Annotated in this window: 13 protein-coding genes and 2 tRNA genes; 11 read left to right on the top strand and 4 right to left on the bottom strand. The window is 43.8% G+C overall.

Features of this window, described 5'->3' with window-relative positions:
• Positions 1–65: 65 nt before the first annotated feature.
• Complete coding sequence (locus F8N35_RS00435; protein ID WP_293049391.1) at positions 66–800, bottom strand: hypothetical protein; 735 nt, start codon at positions 798–800, stop codon at positions 66–68.
• Positions 801–1,428: 628 nt separating this feature from the next.
• On the opposite strand from F8N35_RS00435, the gene F8N35_RS00430 reads away from it, so the two are divergent.
• The 3 genes from F8N35_RS00430 (at position 1,429) to F8N35_RS00420 (ending at position 8,055) form a co-directional block, all read left to right on the top strand.
• On the top strand, positions 1,429–2,739 hold the full coding sequence (locus F8N35_RS00430; RefSeq protein WP_293049390.1) for a SpoIID/LytB domain-containing protein: 1,311 nt from the start codon (positions 1,429–1,431) through the stop codon (positions 2,737–2,739).
• A gap of 110 nt (positions 2,740–2,849) precedes the next feature.
• Positions 2,850–5,165, top strand: coding sequence for a BamA/TamA family outer membrane protein (locus F8N35_RS00425; protein WP_293049389.1), 2,316 nt, complete (start codon positions 2,850–2,852; stop codon positions 5,163–5,165).
• 25 nt (positions 5,166–5,190) lie between these two features.
• The gene (locus F8N35_RS00420; RefSeq protein ID WP_293049388.1) at positions 5,191–8,055 is read left to right on the top strand and encodes a PD-(D/E)XK nuclease family protein; all 2,865 of its coding nucleotides are present in this window, start codon (positions 5,191–5,193) and stop codon (positions 8,053–8,055) included.
• A gap of 106 nt (positions 8,056–8,161) precedes the next feature.
• Here the strand turns inward: F8N35_RS00420 and F8N35_RS00415 are convergent, their stop codons facing one another.
• Together F8N35_RS00415 and F8N35_RS00410 are read right to left on the bottom strand one after the other, a co-directional pair.
• Positions 8,162–8,701 (bottom strand): hypothetical protein, encoded by a 540-nt coding sequence (locus tag F8N35_RS00415; protein ID WP_293049387.1) that lies wholly within the window; start codon positions 8,699–8,701, stop codon positions 8,162–8,164.
• A 39-nt stretch (positions 8,702–8,740) separates the two neighbouring features.
• A complete protein-coding gene (locus tag F8N35_RS00410; protein WP_293049386.1) occupies positions 8,741–9,241 on the bottom strand; it encodes a hypothetical protein in 501 nt (166 codons plus the stop codon).
• Positions 9,242–9,490: 249 nt separating this feature from the next.
• On the opposite strand from F8N35_RS00410, the gene F8N35_RS00405 reads away from it, so the two are divergent.
• Positions 9,491–10,189, top strand: coding sequence for a M48 family metallopeptidase (locus tag F8N35_RS00405; RefSeq protein WP_293049385.1), 699 nt, complete (start codon positions 9,491–9,493; stop codon positions 10,187–10,189).
• Here F8N35_RS00405 and mltG read toward each other — a convergent pair whose 3' ends face one another.
• Positions 10,190–11,239 carry an endolytic transglycosylase MltG gene (gene mltG, locus F8N35_RS00400; protein ID WP_293049384.1) on the bottom strand — a complete coding sequence of 350 codons (1,050 nt, stop codon included), beginning with the start codon at positions 11,237–11,239 and terminating at the stop codon, positions 10,190–10,192.
• A 150-nt stretch (positions 11,240–11,389) separates the two neighbouring features.
• On the opposite strand from mltG, the gene F8N35_RS00395 reads away from it, so the two are divergent.
• The 7 genes from F8N35_RS00395 (at position 11,390) to rfbC (ending at position 17,730) form a co-directional block, all read left to right on the top strand.
• A tRNA-Ser gene (locus tag F8N35_RS00395) sits at positions 11,390–11,476 on the top strand.
• Positions 11,477–11,810: 334 nt separating this feature from the next.
• Complete coding sequence (locus tag F8N35_RS00390) at positions 11,811–13,097, top strand: glycoside hydrolase family 57 protein (RefSeq protein ID WP_293049383.1); 1,287 nt, start codon at positions 11,811–11,813, stop codon at positions 13,095–13,097.
• A gap of 49 nt (positions 13,098–13,146) precedes the next feature.
• Entirely contained in the window at positions 13,147–15,288 is a 2,142-nt protein-coding gene (locus tag F8N35_RS00385) for a cation:proton antiporter (RefSeq protein ID WP_293049382.1), read from the top strand.
• A 197-nt stretch (positions 15,289–15,485) separates the two neighbouring features.
• Positions 15,486–15,559 (top strand) — tRNA-Gln (locus tag F8N35_RS00380).
• Positions 15,560–15,624: 65 nt separating this feature from the next.
• On the top strand, positions 15,625–16,149 hold the full coding sequence (locus F8N35_RS00375; protein WP_293049381.1) for an HAD hydrolase family protein: 525 nt from the start codon (positions 15,625–15,627) through the stop codon (positions 16,147–16,149).
• Between the two features lie 152 nt (positions 16,150–16,301).
• Complete coding sequence (rfbA, locus tag F8N35_RS00370; protein WP_293049380.1) at positions 16,302–17,189, top strand: glucose-1-phosphate thymidylyltransferase RfbA; 888 nt, start codon at positions 16,302–16,304, stop codon at positions 17,187–17,189.
• Positions 17,176–17,730 (top strand): dTDP-4-dehydrorhamnose 3,5-epimerase, encoded by a 555-nt coding sequence (rfbC, locus tag F8N35_RS00365; RefSeq protein ID WP_293049379.1) that lies wholly within the window; start codon positions 17,176–17,178, stop codon positions 17,728–17,730. The genes rfbA and rfbC overlap by 14 nt, the downstream gene beginning before the upstream one ends.
• Positions 17,731–17,745: the final 15 nt, after the last annotated feature.

The raw sequence follows: 17,745 nt of genomic DNA, 5'->3' as shown, positions 1-17,745 counted from the left end.
AAAAAATTAAAATTTGGTTTTGTATCCGGAGGCTGACTGGCATCATCCTCCGGTATATTTCTTTCTTACAATGTAATACCTGCTACAAAGAAGGCTTTTTCGGCCTGAGGATTTGCTCCGATAATTCCATAAACCGGGAGGCTGAACGAATCGGAGAATTTGATTTCTTTAGACACCTTAAGTCCGAGATTAATTACCGAAAAGCCACTGTTATAATAGTTGGGGCTGTCAAACAAAGATGCTCCCATAAAGGCTTTCACGTTAGAGGTAATAGGCAAACCGAGTTCTACATAAGTGGAAAATGCCTGCTTTCCGTCGATTTTCTTGTCAGCGCCGTAAAACATGGTGTTCCATGCAATTGACAAGGGAAATGATTTTGTTCCGCCATAAGCCAGAGTACCTTCAAACACATGACCGGTTTTGCCACTTTTATAATTAAAGTATCCTACGCTGGCATCGTTTCCGTTATTCCAGTTATAGTCTGTAAGGGTGATTGATAATGCACTGGGCAAAGACAATGTTGCATAAAGGTCAACTTCCTTTACATTGCCCGAAAATGCGTATGAACCCCAGGCTCCGATGCTGAATGCACCATTTGTATAAGAAACGGTAGGCTGGATATTGGGAGAACCGCCACGTGAGCCTTCCTGGGCTACACCACGCCAAACATACGAACTAACTACATCAGCACTAACACTGAAACTTCCACCTTTAGAATCCTGAGCAGAGGCAGATACTGCTACTGTTGCCAACACCACGCCCAAAAGGCATTTTGCGATCGTCTTGTAAGATACTTTCATAATCAATTTTGTTTTGGAAAATTAATACTACGAGTTCACGTCTCACTTGCCTGATGATTCAAAATACTCTTTGAACTACGAACGGTGTCGGATCCTTAACATCTGTCGCTTCAAATTTCTTTTGCCTTTTCAACAACCCTCACTTTCATCTGCACATTCTATCAAGCTTTCTAAGCCTGTTAAACTACTACACAATCTTTTTTGCTCTTAAAAACTTCAATCTTTTTACCTGAAAAAAGGATCACCATATTTTGTTGGTTTCCTTTTCGTGTTATCTACGTTGCAAATGTAAACATGATTTTCATATTTGCAAAGCATAATGATATTTTATTTGCATTTTTATTGTCTTTTTGTAAGCTCAAATAAATTTATTATGTCTTTTTGCTTTATTTACAAGGGTTTTTCTACCATCATAATTTCTAATTTTTTTTGATCGTCACTCAAAAAATTGTCTTTTCAACACCTTAAATGGCTTTAAATCTGCCATTTTGAACGTTTTTTCAGGGTATAAATCGTCATATTTTTCGCGAATTACCCAATTTAATGTTCATTTTGTCATTTTTTACCATTCACTTTGAGGAATAAAAATGTATAACTTTGCCCGCATAATTCTAACTTATTTCTACCTATGAAAGAGCCAATAGTGAATGTCGGCATCATGTTTGAAGAAGTCATTAACTTCGAGTTTCATGGAGAATACTGTTGTGAATCGACCGGGGCAACGCTAACCGGTTTGCACACAGCTTCTTTTAAAGAAGGAAAAATTCTGTATGACAATCAGTTATTTGACGTTTTGGTTTTCGAACCTACAAACTACAATACCGACTGTGTGGAGTTGAAAGATGTGGTGATTGGCATCAATTTCCACTGGGAACGAAAAGAAAATCAACAGTTTAAGGGCGGATTGAGGCTCATCGTGGAAAACGGTAAGCTGACCGCCATCAATCAAATTGGGGTCGAGTCGTACCTTACGAGTGTAATTTCGTCGGAAATGAGCGCTACCAGTTCGCCCGAACTGCTCAGAGCTCATGCCGTAATTTCTCGTAGCTGGTTGCTGGCACAGATTGAAAAGAACAAGTCATTGGAAGAAACTTCTCTTTATCAATCGACCTTCAGAACCGATGACGAACTGATTAAATGGTATGACCGTGAAGATCATACGTTGTTTGACGTGTGTGCCGACGATCATTGCCAACGTTATCAGGGGATTATCCGCCAAAATGATGCAGTAGCACTGGCTATTGAAGCCACGCGTGGACTGATTCTGGAATACGACGGAAAAATTTGTGACGCCCGCTTCTCAAAATCGTGTGGTGGAGTCACCGAAAAATTCGAAAATTGCTGGGAGCCGGTTGCTCACGACTATCTGACCGTGCTGCGTGACACTCCGGAGGAAAACGATTTTGAAGACCTGACAGACGAAGCAACTGCCGAAAAATGGATTCGTACCGATCCTCCGGCATTTTGCAACACTCATGACAAAGAGGTTTTATCGCAGGTACTGAACGACTACGATCAGGAAACGACCGATTTTTACCGTTGGAAAGTAACGTACGCACAGCAGGAACTTTCTGCACTGATTACCAAACGATCCGGAATCGACTTTGGCGAAATTGTCGATCTGATTCCTGTCGAAAGAGGCACTTCGGGACGTTTAATCAAATTGAAGATTGTTGGCACCAAACGCACAATGACCATCGGCAAAGAGCTTGAAATACGGAAGTACCTCTCGACGTCGCACCTTTACAGTTCCGCTTTTGTTGTAGACAAATCAGGCAACGACACTGTTCCTGAAAGTTTTACGCTGACCGGAGCCGGATGGGGTCATGGAGTTGGGCTTTGCCAGATAGGAGCGGCAGTGATGAGTTCGAAAGGTTATCCTTACGACAAAATCCTGCTCCACTATTTCAAAGGAGCCGATTTGGTAAAACGATATTAGAAATGTACAGAGTGATAGATTTTTGCTAATTTTGTAAACATCTTAGTATTCTTCCGTAATTTCCAAAATTGTACTCTCCGCAAAAGAGTAACCGCTTTATTGTGATACAAATGAAACGTCTCCGATTATATAAAATAGTATTAGCTCTGCTGATTGTCGGCTGTAGCAGCACCAAGTACGTACCGGACGGACAATACCTGCTCAATAAGGTTAAGATTGTATCTGACAATAAAAGCATCAACAAAGAATCGCTGAAACCTTATCTCAGGCAAACACCCAACCAAAGAGTTTTCAGTGCTTTCAGGTTACAACTCGGAGTTTATAGTCTTTCGGGACGAGACACAACCAGATGGTGGAACAACTGGCTGAAACGTGCCGGAGAAAAACCGGTGATTTACGATGAATCGGCAGCAGAACTATCACGAAACGAATTGAATAAAGAGATGGTCAACCGTGGCTACGCAAAAGCCACGGTTCAGACCATTGCCGAAAAGCACAAGAAGAAAGTCAATCTCACTTATAAAATTACATCGGGCGAACCTTACAAAATTGAGAATTTCAAGATAGAGATTCCCAACGATTCGCTACTTAAAGCTATCAATTCACAAAAAGATCCTTATGTCCCTACAATAAAAAAGGGAATGATTTTTGATATAAATGCCCTTGAAAAGGAAAGAACCGACCTTACCGCTTTTCTTAAGCAACGGGGATTTTATACTGTTACAAAAGATCACTTCCATTTTCTGGCTGATACAACTTCGGGCAACCTGAAAGCCAACGTGTCGTTAAAACTTCGGGCCGGACTGGCAAGCAATGACTCTATTGCCCGAAAATTACTTTCCAGAAAAATTATTAGAAACGTCACATTTTTACTAACAACCACAGAACGGACACAGGCATATACAGCAGGCACCAACCGCGACACAAGAGAAAAAATGGATTCGTTATGGTATGACGGCTATCGCTTCTTATTCAGCAAGCGCCCGTTGATTTCTTGTAATTCTCTTATATCGAACACATTTATTTTCCCCAACTCTTACTACAACGATAAGATGGTGGAGGAAACGTATTCTGCCCTGAATGCTCTTCCTCCGGTAAAGTATGTCAATGTGGTTTTTCGCGAACGGACAAACGACACGATGGACTGCATCATCGTGATTAATCCCGATAAAAATCAATCATTCACGGTGGATGTGGAAGGCACCAACTCTGGCGGAAATTTCGGCGTTGCAGGCGATTTTTCTTACCAGCACCGCAATATTTTCAAAGGAGCTCAACTATTCAAATTCCACGCCCGTTATTCGTACGAAGCCCTGGGTAGTCTTTCCAACCTCTTTTCGTACAATGCAACCGAGCTTTCGACTGATGTATCTGTTAAATATCCCACCTTTGTATTTCCTTTCCTCGGACAAGAATTCAAAAGAGGAATCAATGCCTCAACGGCATTCACCATCGGGTATAACTATCAGATACGTCCTGAGTTTACGCGAACGCTTGCAAATGTTGGAATCAAATATGCCTGGAGCCGGAAAAACCTGTTTTATACTTTTGATCTTCTCAATTTCAACTACATCTATCTTCCAAAGGATCGTATCTCGCCTGACTTTGAAAAAAACTATCTGAGCAACTCTTCCCCTTTGGTTTACAGCTACCAAAGTCAGATGATTTTGCGCACGGGCATCAGCATCAACTATAACAGCCAGCGAGGAAAAAAAACAGGAGGAAATATCACCAACTGGCGATTAGGCATTGCAGAAGCAGGCAACCTGTTAAATGCTCTGTGTGGCGTGTTTAACTCCCGCCGCGACTCAGCGAATCATTATCGCATTTTCAACCTTTCTTTTGCGCAATATGTAAAAGGAGATTTCGATTTCTCCTACAATCAGGAAATTACCAAAGACAACCATCTGGTCTATCACCTTGCATTAGGAGTCGCCTGTCCTTACGGAAATGCTCAGATTATTCCTTTTGAAGAACGGTATTATGCGGGTGGCGCCAACGGCATCAGAGGATGGTCATCATATACACTCGGCCCGGGCTCGTATTACAACAAAGACACGGACGGAAAAATTGATTTCGTGAACAAAATCGGAGACATCAACCTGCTTGCCAACCTTGAATATAGGTTTAAGATTGGATGGATATTTGAAGGAGCTGCCTTTACGGACGCCGGAAATATCTGGACAATAAAAAATTACAGCGATCAGCCGGGTGGTTTTTTCAAACTATCTGAGTTCTACAAACAAATTGCCTGGAGCTACGGTCTTGGATTGCGCATGAACTTCAACTATTTTGTACTAAGGTTCGACTTCGGGTATAAATTGTTTAATCCTGCCAGTGGTGGTGCCGACAACAAATGGATACGTCCCCTGACAAACGTCAAAAGAAACATGAACATGTTTTTTGCTATCGGTTATCCATTCTAAATTCCCGGACAAACTTCTTTCAAACGTGAAACCTCTTTTGCAACAAATAGCCTCCGTTTACCTGCACGAACACGAACAGGAGTTGGGCAACATGCTCTTTGTGTTTCCTAACCGGCGGGCAGGGCTTTTTTTCCTCAACTACCTGTCGAAAATGATCGACCGACCGTTGTTTGCTCCTGAGACGATGACGGTGAACGAACTGTTTGCTCGCCTCTCGAACCTGCAAACTGCCGACCGGATCAGCCTGCTGTTTCGCCTCTACGCAATTTACCAATCGCTAAGCAAGAAAGAAGAGAGTTTCGACAAGTTTGCCTACTGGGGCGAAATGTTGCTCAACGACTTCGACGATGTGGACAAATATCTGGCCGATGCCCGCCAGCTCTTTACCAACGTCACGGAACTGAAACAGATCGATTCGCTGTTCGACTACCTTTCTGAGAACCAGATAGAGGCCATCCGCCGCTTCTGGTCGAGCTTTGTGCCTACCTCCGAAAGCGCCAAACAGAAAGATTTTCGTGCCACCTGGGAAATTCTATATCCGGTTTACGAAAAGCTGCACGCCGAATTGCTTGCCTCGGGCGAAGGGTACGAAGGAATGATTTTCCGCGAAGTAGCCGAACGGATGCAACGCCGTGAAGAGCTTCCGGTGGAGTGGAGCCGCATCGTATTTGTAGGGTTCAACGCTCTCACGCCAGCCGAAGAGAAGCTATTTACCTATTTTCGAAACAACGGATTGGCCGATTTTTACTGGGACTACGACATTGAAGAGTTGGAAGACTCCACCAACCGCGGCAGCGACTTCCGGCAAGCCAACCTCGAACAATTCAAACCTCGCTACGAGCTGACCGACGAAGGAACCCGCGAACGCACCATAGAACTGACCGGTATCCCATCGGCCGTGGGACAAGCCAAATATGTACATCAACTGCTGCGCGAACTTTACCCCGGCAGCAAGGAAGAGTATACCTCGGAAGAGCTGATGAAAACGGTGGTAATTCTCTCCGACGAAAACCTGCTGCTGCCGATGCTCCACTCTGTTCCGCAGGAACTGGACAAGGTGAACGTAACGATGGGTTATCCACTCTCCATCACACCAGCCGCCACGCTTATCGACAACCTCTTTGCCCTGCAACGCACCATCCGGCAAAAGGGAGGGCAAACACTGTTTTACTACCGCAACGTGCAGATGATCCTGCAACATCCCTACCTGTTGCAACTGGCCGGGAAAGAAGCCAAAGCGATCTCCGACAGCATCACACAGTACAACAAAATATACATTCCGTCCGAAGAGTTTGCCGATAATGAGCTTTTAGCAGCGCTGTTCGTGAGTAACGAATCACCCCGCCAAATGGCAGCCTACCTCACAAAGTTATTGCGCCTGCTGCTGCAACGCCTCCAGACGACGGAAGAGAACACTCCCACGGTTCATCTGGAACAAGAGTTTTTGTACCATTGCTACACGGCCGTCAACCGTATCGAAGGGTTGTTGCATAACACGGAAATTGAGCTTACCAACGAGACGTTCGCCCGGTTGATGAAACAATTGATCGCGGCGGTCTCCATCCCCTTCGAAGGAGAACCTCTGGCCGGATTGCAAATCATGGGTCTGCTCGAAACGCGCGGTCTCGATTTCGAAAATGTGATTATCACTTCGCTTAACGAGGGTGTTTTCCCGCAAAAACAGTCGGCTCCGTCGTTTATTCCCTATCACCTGCGAAAGGGTTTCGGGCTGCCGACCGGCGAACACCAGGATGCCATCTTCGCCTACCATTTCTACCGCCTCATCCACCGGGCAAAAAAGGTGATCTGCACCTACGACACCCGTTCGGAAGGGTTGCAATCGGGCGAAGTGAGCCGCTACATTCACCAGTTGAAGTACCACTACCGCCAGCCGATCACCGAAAAGATCGCATCGTTCGACATCAGTTTCAGCAAGCCCGAAACGGTGGAGATTGCCAAAACCGAGGCCATTCAACAAAAACTGGTACCCTTCTTGACTGAAGGCAGCCGCAGGGCACTCTCGGCAAGCGCCATCAACACCTATCTCGACTGTCCATTGAAGTTTTACCTCAGCACGGTGGAAGGTTTGCAGGAGAGCGACGACGTGGAGGAGACCATCGCCGCCAGCACCTTCGGCTCTATTTTTCACGGGGCAATGGAAGAGCTGTACAACACCATGAAGGGGCGCATGGTGACCGCCGAAGCCATCGACAGCGTACTGAAGAGCCCGACTGCCATCAACGATGCCGTGGCACTGGCCTTTACCCGCAGTTTTTTGAAGAAGGAAGAGGGAATTGTCTATCCCGAAGGGCAGCACCTGCTCACCACCGGCATTATTCAGAAATACATCGAACAGCTGCTGCGCAACGACAAAAAACTGACCCCGTTCGAATACGTCGCCTCCGAGTACCGTTTTGACGAACGGTTTGCTCTCCCTTCAGGAAAAAGCGTCAACCTCAAGGGCTTTATCGACCGCATCGATCGCAAGGAAGGTGTTACGCGCATCCTAGACTACAAAACCGGCAGTCACGATCTGACAGTTTTTTCCGGCATCGGACAACTGTTTGACAAGGAGGAGAAGAAACGCCCCAAAGCGGTGATGCAAACGTTTATGTATGCCCTGCTCTACCAGCAACAACAGGGAGCTTGTTCCATCGAACCGGGCATTGTGATTATCCGTTCATTGTTTAAGAGTGACGATACCAAACTCTACTGCAAACCCGAGCGGCAAGCCACGCCCGTCGACGACTTCAACGACTACAAGGAAGAGTTTTCTGCCGCCTTTGCACAGTGCCTCGATGAAATTTTCGACTCTGCCCTACCCTTTACACAAACTCAGGACAGTGACAAGTGCAAATACTGTCCGTTCACGGTGATTTGTAAAAGATAGACTAATGGGTCAAGCGACTTCCAAGTCGCTTCAGTTCATCACAAATGGGTAAAAAAACAATCATCAATCCAGAGTCTTACTACTATAATTTTCCAAGATTATTTTACTATAGCTCTTCCGTGGAGTTCTTTTCTGATGACTCATTTACAAACTGACGAGGATGTAACGTTCTGGTTTCCTTTCCATATTCTACGGATGCTGTGTAATATCTAATTAAAACTCTCAGCGCATCTTTGTTGCCTCTCTTTGCTCCCATTTTCAGATAATGAAGCACCATTTCTCTCGATTTGGGGTCGAAGCGGGTCATATCCCAAAGCATGGCGTGTTTTCCTCCATTAAATGCCTGCCAAAGACACACATAAACATCATAATAGGCAGGTAAATAATGGTATCGGTTTGCCATAACAAATGAATAAAAAAACACTTCTCTTTCGATATTATAATCGCGATACAGTTTCTTCACTTTTTGATAGGCAATAGTATCCCCATGCAGGCAAATTGCCATTTGAACTTCTTCCGATTCGAATATGTACGGAAAATTACCGGTATTCTCTTTTAATAAAGATTTGTCTGAATTATCCTGTCCGTTTGAACAACCTAACATCGCCAACAAGCAGATAAAAGCAATAATATAAAACTGTTTCATTTTTAAGGTATTAGCTGAAATGGTAATCTAGAGGTGTTTTTATCTGATCATTATTTTTATCCATTTCCGATCATAAACTGGAGATTTATATGCTTTTGAAATCGAATCATGGCGTTGCTTCAGAACTTTACTTAATTCAGCATCCTTTTTGACTCCGTTACCTGTCGCGTAATATTCACTTAAATAACTTGCGGCAAAAGGATATGCATCATCCTGTTTATAAGCTTCCCAAAGGTTGTCTAAAATAAATTTACGAGTATCTGCATCCAGAACATTAAGATCTAAATTTCTAGATGACCCAGGATAAAAAGGAGTAAAATACTCTCCGAAATGCGCTTGTGCATTTGGATTATTATATTTATTTGCAGCTATCAATTGATATAGAAACAATTGAGTGAATGTTCTCCTATATTTTACATCCTTGAAGTTATTTGCACCCCAATCGTCCCAAATCCCTTTGTCGATGAATAATTGCCTTCTCTCTGCATCACTCATTTTATCATAATACTTTCTATTAATACATAACGCATCTCCCTTCATGCAATAAATTTCATCGTTTGAATGAGTCTGGTTGCAACCGAATGCAATCAAACAAAGGATTATAAATAGTAGTTTGGTCTTCATAGCGTATAAATATCTTGTGATCAAAGTCTAATCATATTTTCAAGAAACATATTTTTGCCAAATATAACTCTTTTAGCCAATAAACAGACATTTGGCTGCTGGACTCTTTAACTGTTTATCCCCACATCGTATATTTCGTATCTTTGCACATCAATCTCCAAAAGCATGTGTCCATCGCTTCACGATCCCGAACTGGGACAAATTTCATTTACGGTCAATCCGCGCTCGCGGCGCATTTTCCTGCGCCTGGTGGCCGACGGCGTGCGCGTGACGCTGCCTTCGGAGAAATTTTATGAGGAAGGAGTACGATTTCTGGAGCAGACAAGAGAGACCTTATTGAAGAAAAAAGAGAAGCACCAGCAATGGATCGATGCCGACCATCCGCTGAAAACACTGACGTTCACCACGCAAGTGATCGCCGCCAACCGCAATCAGCTCTTCTTCCGGCTGGCAAACGGCATACTCATCATCGAATATCCGGCACAAAAAGATGTACATTCGCCAACCATTCAAACGGCTATTCGCAAAGGGGTGGTCTATTTTCTGCGACAGGCGGCCAAGAAGGAGTTGCCGCCCATGATTATTCGCTTAGCCGCAGAGCACGGCTTCAAATTCAACGGGGTTAAAATACAGTCGAGCCAAACCCGCTGGGGTAGTTGTTCGCGGGTCAACAGCATCAATCTTTCGCTCTATATGCTACTGCTCCCCAAGCATCTGATCGAGTACGTGATTCTGCACGAACTGTGCCACACGGTAGAACACAACCATAGCGAACGCTTTTGGACTTTATTACGACAGGTAGCGCCCGACTCCGACCGGCTCCGCAAAGAGCTGTCGGGTCATCACATCCGCCACCTGTTCTGATTAGTGAATTCCGCGTTTGTTCATCATAGCGGCATAGCGGTCGGCATTCCGTTTATGTTCTGCCCAGGTAGCCGCAAAATAATGCTCTCCGTTCAAAGTTTCCTTCGCGCACATGTAGAGATAGTTATTCGGCTTAAAGTCGAGCACGGCATCGATGCTTTCGATACTCGGAATACGGATCGGTCCCGGAGGCAAGCCCGGGTTTTTGTAAGTATTGTAAGGCGACTGCACCCGCAAATGAATGCCGGTTATGCGTTTCAACGAAAAGTCATTCAGTGCAAACTTGATGGTTGGGCACGACTGCAAAGGCATCCCTATCCGCAAGCGATTCAGATACAATCCTGCAACTATCGGTTTATCGGCTTTGTGATTAGTTTCTTCTTCAATGATAGAGGCAAGAGTCGTCACCTGAACCGGAGTAAGGTTCGCTTTCTTGGCCTTTTGCTTCCGCTCATCCGTCCAGAATTCTTCGTATTCGTGATGCATCCTCTTAATAAACTGAGCCGGCGTTATATCCCAAAGCATATCATAGGTATTAGGGATAAACATCGCCACTACCGTTTCGGGAGTAAATCCCATTTTTTCGTCTGCTAAGGAATCATTCAACACTGAAAGCAGCGTCAGCGAATCGGCCATCAGCTGTTTCGACAAGCGTCCGGCCAATTGGGCTTTTGTCCGAATGTTGTTGAATTTAAGCTTCACTGGTTCCTGAATGTGTTTTTTCAGGTTGGAAAGTAATTTGTGATTAGTCATCCCATTCGTGATGGCATAACGCCCAGTCCGTATTTTAGTGGGATAGCCTTCTGTTTTTGCCAAACGGATGAAAGAATTAATATCCCGTGGCTTGGTTTTTTTCTCTATTTGTTTCACCACATCATCAAGCGTGGCATGTTCATGAATGTAGATATAAACAGTTTCGCCCGAAGGTGTAAAGAAGTTTCCGCGGAAATAAATATATGCCTGATACCCTATAAAAAGGACGGCTATAGCACCCAAAACTAATGCTATCCTTTTGATTAATTTGGAATTACGGTATATTTTCTTTTTCATAACTACCTAATTTTTAAGCCTTATCAATTGAGCTTGCAAATTTAATCATTCCTATTGAGAATATTTTGAAAGAGAGTTTGAAAAAATGAAAATTATTTCCTACTTTTGCATCGCTTTTAAGGCAACCGTTTAGGCAATGACTCGGACACTGGTGAGGTGGGTGAGTGGCTTAAACCAACAGTTTGCTAAACTGTCGTACGGGTAACCGTACCGGGGGTTCGAATCCCCCCCTCACCGCTTTTTAATTGCATTTTTATGGCACTTGTCGCAAGATAGGTGCCATATTTTTTTTGTATCTCCGAAATAAATCCTATTTTTGCCATGGGTAGATGAAACCGATATCCTTTCTCCATCCACATTCTGAATGCCGGAAGACATCAGTAAATTTATCAGCTCACCTTAAACTTTTCGCTTATGAAACGAACATGTTGTTTTACAAAACCTATTGTCACGAAACAACGTTCAGCGCGAGCTAACCGGAATCAATGCGATTAGGCACATGCAACAACATGGAGTTAGCTTCGCTGATTTGCCAATTCCATTTGTCCTTTAAAATCTAAACTACACACAAATGAAAACTATCTGTTTCTACTTCCAGGTGCATTTACCGATGCAGTTAAAGCGTTATCGTTTCTTTGAAATAGGATCCGATCATTATTACTACGATGACTTTGCAAACGAAGCAAATGTTCAGCGCATAGCAAATAGCAGCTTCTTACCGGCAAACCGTCTCATTCTCGACATGATACGCAGTTCGCACGGCAAATTCAAGGTTTCTTTTTCCATCTCGGGAATTGCGCTTGAACTCTTCGAACAATATGCTCCCGAAGTGATTGATAGCTTTAAGGAACTTGCCGAAACAGGAAGTGTGGAGTTTGTTGCGGAAACATATTCTCATTCGCTCGCCGCCGTATTTGATCCTGAAGAGTTTGTTCAGCAGGTCAAAATGCACAGCGATACTATTTATGAGCTTTTTGGCGTTCGACCTACCACTTTCCGGAATACTGAAATGATTTATTCCGACGAGATCGCCCAAATGGTTTACGAAATGGGATATTCCACTATGCTTACCGAAGGCTCCAAGCATGTATTAGGATGGAAAAGCCCGAATTTTGTATACGGCCACAGTTACATTCCGCAGGTCAAAGTACTGACCCGCAACATGAAACTGAGTGATGACATTGCATATCGTTTCTCTGACTGGAGCTGGAGCGAATTTCCTCTGACAGCCGAAAAACTGATGAGCTGGATTAAAAGCGCAGAAGAAAGCGAAAAAGTTTTCAGCATCTTCATGGGCTATCAGTCTATCGGAGAACGCCAACGTCCCGAAAGCGGTATTTTTGAATTCATCAAAGCATTACCACTTCAGGCTTTAGCAAATAAAATAACCTTTTCCACTCCGGCCGAAATTGCAAAAAAATTCAATCCTATTTCTCCGATCAGCGTCCCCTACCCTCAAACATGGTCGGGAGAAGAAAAAGACCTGAGCAGCTGGACCGGTAATGATCTCCAGACCGAAGCGCTTCAGAAACTATATCAGGTAGGAGAACGGGTTCGTTTGTGCTCCGATCGCGCATTGAAACGCGACTGGCTCTGCCTGCAATCGTCCGACCATTTTCATTACATGACAACCAAACCATGGACCGGGTTTACCGTTTATCCGAACTACGAGTCGCCATACGATGCGTTTACAAACTACATGAATGTACTTGCCGACTTTATGGATCGGGTCAAAGGGCAATTCCCTTCCAGCATCGAAAATGAAGAATTAAATGCACTGTTGACCACCATCAACAATCAGGAATCAAAAATAAACGAGTTGGAAAAGAAACTTCTGTCCACTTCTCCGGCTGATTGATTACAAATACTTATACGGCAAAAACATTAAGTTTTTGCCGTTTTACTAAATGACCCTGTCTGACATCACCATACAATTGCCTTTAGAGAACTCCACCCTTATCTTCGGTGTGGTACTGCTTGTTATTCTCTTTTCTCCGTTGCTTTTACACCGGCTGAGAATACCGTATGTGGTAGGGCTGATTTTCGCAGGGATTCTTCTGGGGCCAAAAGCGTTCAACATTCTTGCCAACGATGAGAGTTTCCACCTATTCGGCAATGTGGGGATTCTCTACATCCTTTTCCTGGCCGGAATCGACATGGACATGAACGACTTTCGCCGCAATCGTGTCAAAGGAATGATTTTTGGCCTCTTCACGTTTTCCATACCGATACTCATCGGAACATTTACAAGCCTCTACATTCTGCACTTCTCATTGATGACTTCGCTTCTGCTGGCAGCAATGTATTCATCGCAAACACTGGTAGCCTATCCGATAACAGGCCGATATGGAGTTTCGCAAAACCGTGCGGTCAACATCACAGTCGGAGGAACCATTCTAACAGACACTCTGATGCTTATGCTATTGGCAATTATTGCCGGCATGTGCAAAGGAACCCTTACCAACTGGTTTATGGTGTTATGGGCAATCAAAATTGTCTGTTTTGGGTTAATTGTTCTGTTTGTTTTTCCGATTATTGCCAGGGCTTTCATGAAACGTTTCGAAGACAACATTCTTCAGTTCATCTTCGTGTTAGCTATGGTATTCCTTGGGGCATTTCTGGCTCAGCTTGCAGGACTGGAAGGCGTTCTCGGCTCATTCATGGTTGGTATTTCGCTGAACCGTCTGGTTCCTAAAGTATCGCCACTCAAGCATCGTCTCGAATTTGTGGGAAATGCGCTTTTCATTCCTTTCTTTCTGATCGGAGTGGGAATGATGATCGACTACCGGGTATTGTTCAGCGGATACGAGGCCTTACTCGTAGCCGGTGTTATGGCTGTTGTCGCCATCACCAGCAAATGGCTGGCTGCCACGTTTACCCGCATCACCTGTCGACTGACCAAAGACGAAGGATTGATGGTGTTCGGTTTGAGTAATGCCCACGCGGTAGCAACACTTGCAGCCGTAATGGTAGGTTACAATATCATTTTGGGACAAAATCCGGATGGCACTCCGGTACGATTGCTCAATGACCACGTACTGAACGGGACCATTATCATGATTCTGTTATCGTGCATTATCAGTTCATTTGTCACAGAAAAAGCAGCCCGCAGACTGGCACTGGCAGGACAAACGGGAGACAAATCCGAGAAAGAAACACGCGAACGAATACTTATACCAGTATCAAATCCTGAAACAATAGACAGGCTGATGGAACTGGCCGTAATGATGAAAACAGCTCCGTTGAAACAGCCGTTGTACGTTTTGGCTGTAGTAGACGACATAGTGAACGAAAGCCGGGGAACAGGAGAAAAATTACTGGAAAGAGCCGCCAAAGTTGCCGCATCTACCGACAACACGATCGAACAACTTGTACGCTACGACGTAAACGCAGCCAGTGGAATTATTCATACCGTGAAAGAGCACAACATTTCAGATGTAATCATCGGACTGCACCGAAAGACAAAGCTCACGGAATCGGTATTAGGACAAATGGCAGATTCTTTGCAAAAAAGCATGAGCCGGTCTATCTATGTTTACAAGCCTGTCCAACCACTGGGAACAACCTCGCAGATCGTAACGTTTATTCCGGAGAAAGCCGAACTCGAACTTGGATTCCAGCGTAGCTACGAGCACATATACCACATTGCGAAACAAGCAGATGCATCTCTTATTTTCTATGCCAATAGCGACACGGAAGAGAAGCTTAAGTTATTTGCCGGGCTACACAAACACAAGGTTCCCACGTTTTATCGAAAAATGGAGGGATGGCATGAAATAGAGTCCTGCATCAAACAGGTACGCAGCAACGATTTGGTGATTTTTATCGCAGGACGTAAATCAACAATCTCTTACAATGCTTTGTTCGAAGAGTTGTTTGCTTCGGTATCCAATGCGGTCATAAACAACAGTCAGCTTGTTATCTACCCCGAACAGTTCGGGTTCCAATCGGAAACTGACGAACGGTTTAGTGTTTTGCATAACCCGTCACCTGTTTTTGAGGAATTGAAGAAACCACGCAAGTGGCTGGATATTCTTACGAAAAAATAAAAGTTCTTCTTCCTCTGAACTTTTTCAAAGGTAAAAGTTCAGGCTCATCTTTCAAAATTTATATTTTAAAGATCAGCCCATTATATCGGATTTGGTCAAAAAAATATAACCACAAAGAAAATTTTATCCAAAATATTTTGTGGAAAAGCATTAAACGCTTACCTTTGCACTCGCTTTTTAAGCAAAACATAATGGAGTGTCTCATGGTGTAATGGTAGCACTGCAGTTTTTGGTACTGCCTGTCTAGGTTCGAATCCTGGTGAGACAACCAAACAAGGCCAACGGTTTGTTTTACAAACTTTTGGCCTTTGTTTTTTATATAAAAAATGATGTCCTATGGCAAATTTCAAAGAACTTCTCAACAATGTCAAAGCTTTTGTTTTTGATGTTGACGGCGTGTTATCAAACAACAGCATACCGTTGCACCCCAATGGTGAACCTATGCGGATGGTAAATATCAAAGACGGGTATGCAATCCAGTACGCTATAAAAAAAGGATACCATGTTGCTATTATCACCGGTGGAAACACAAATGCTGTTCGGCTTCGCTTCGAACGCTTGGGGGTGAAAGATATCTACATGGCCTCAAGCACCAAGACAAACGACCTCGATGAGTTCCTTCTCAAATACTCGCTGAATGCAAACGAAGTACTTTACATGGGCGACGACATTCCTGATTATCAGGTTATGTCACGTGTTGGTGTACCCACCTGCCCTCAGGATGCCGCTCCCGAAATAAAAGCAATTTCAGTCTATGTATCCCCCTTAAAAGGAGGAGAAGGATGTGCCCGCGACGTCATGGAACAAGTCCTGAAAGTACAGGGAAAATGGATGGACGATAATGCCGCTTTTGGGTGGTAATTTTTTTTAAATTTCCGTATCATTTTCAATAAAAGCGATTATCTTTGTTTATATCAAAAACAGGCAAAAACCTTATAAATGCAAGACTCTCGGCTCATTTTACGGGTTGTTCCTGCAAATGCCTTTACAATACTAATTAACTATATTTACCCATGAAAGGTATTATTTTGGCCGGGGGATCGGGAACCCGTTTATACCCCATCACCAAAAGCATTTCGAAGCAAATTATTCCCGTTTACAACAAACCGATGATTTACTATCCGTTGTCGGTGTTAATGTTGTCGGGAATTCAGGAAATATTGATAATCTCAACGCCTCAGGATATAGATCTTTACAAGCGGCTTTTTGAAGACGGATCGGCTTATGGGCTGAAAATAGAATACGCCATCCAGCCATCTCCGGATGGACTGGCTCAGGCATTTATCATCGGAGAAAAATTCATTGGCAACGATTCCGTTTGCATGGTACTGGGCGATAACATTTTCTACGGATACAACTTATCTTCTCAATTGCAGGAAGCCGCACAAATGAAAGACGGAGCTACGGTCTTTGGTTATTACGTGAATGATCCGGAGCGCTACGGTGTTGCTGAATTCGACCCGTCGGGAAAGGTACTTAGCCTTGAGGAAAAGCCGACCGTTCCTAAATCGAATTATGCTGTGACAGGCCTCTATTTCTACGGCAACGATGTTGTAGCAAAAGCAAAAGCACTAAAACCGTCGCCCCGTGGTGAACTTGAAATCACCGATCTCAACCGGATTTATCTCGACGAAGGCCGACTGAACGTAAAACTTTTGGGACGCGGAATGGCCTGGTTGGATACCGGCACGCACGATAGTCTGCTTGAAGCTGCCAATTTCATTTCGACCATTGAGAATCGTCAGGGTCTGATGGTAGCCTGCATTGAAGAAATAGCTTTTCGCATGAAATTTATTGATCGGGATCAACTGCTGCAACTGGCCGACCCACTAAAGAAAAATAATTATGGGCAATACCTTATTAAGATTGCCAATGAACCAATAGAGAATGGAAATAATTAGTACTCCAATACGCGATTTATTTATAATCAAGAACCGGGTTTTTGCTGATAGCCGGGGATTTTTTTTAGAGAGTTACAACAAGAAAAGATTAGCCGAAAGTGGTATTAACATTGACTTTTGCCAGGATAATTTATCAAAATCGAGCTACGGAGTGGTGAGAGGGCTGCATTACCAGCTTAACCCGCACAGCCAAAGCAAACTGGTTTCCGTTATCGTTGGTAAAGTATATGACGTAGCGGTTGACATACGACAAGGATCGCCAACATTCGGACAGTGGTTCGGTGTTGAACTTTCGGAAGAAAATAAATTACAGTTCCTTATTCCTCAGGGATTTGCTCACGGATTTTCAGTATTGAGTGACACCGCAGTATTTAGCTATAAATGCGATGATTTTTACGATCCCTCTTTGGAGAGAGGAATTATATATAACGATCCGACATTGAATATAGACTGGCAGGTTCCATTGGAAGAAGCCATCATATCCGAAAAGGATCAAAAACATCCGACCCTGGAACAGGCTGAGATGAATTTTGTCTATTAACCCCGTAAAGATAGA

This window comes from Paludibacter sp. (assembly GCF_009712605.1).
In the GTDB taxonomy this organism is placed as follows: Bacteria; Bacteroidota; Bacteroidia; order Bacteroidales; family Paludibacteraceae; genus Microbacter.
This window is presented reverse-complemented; position numbering and strand designations above follow the sequence as displayed.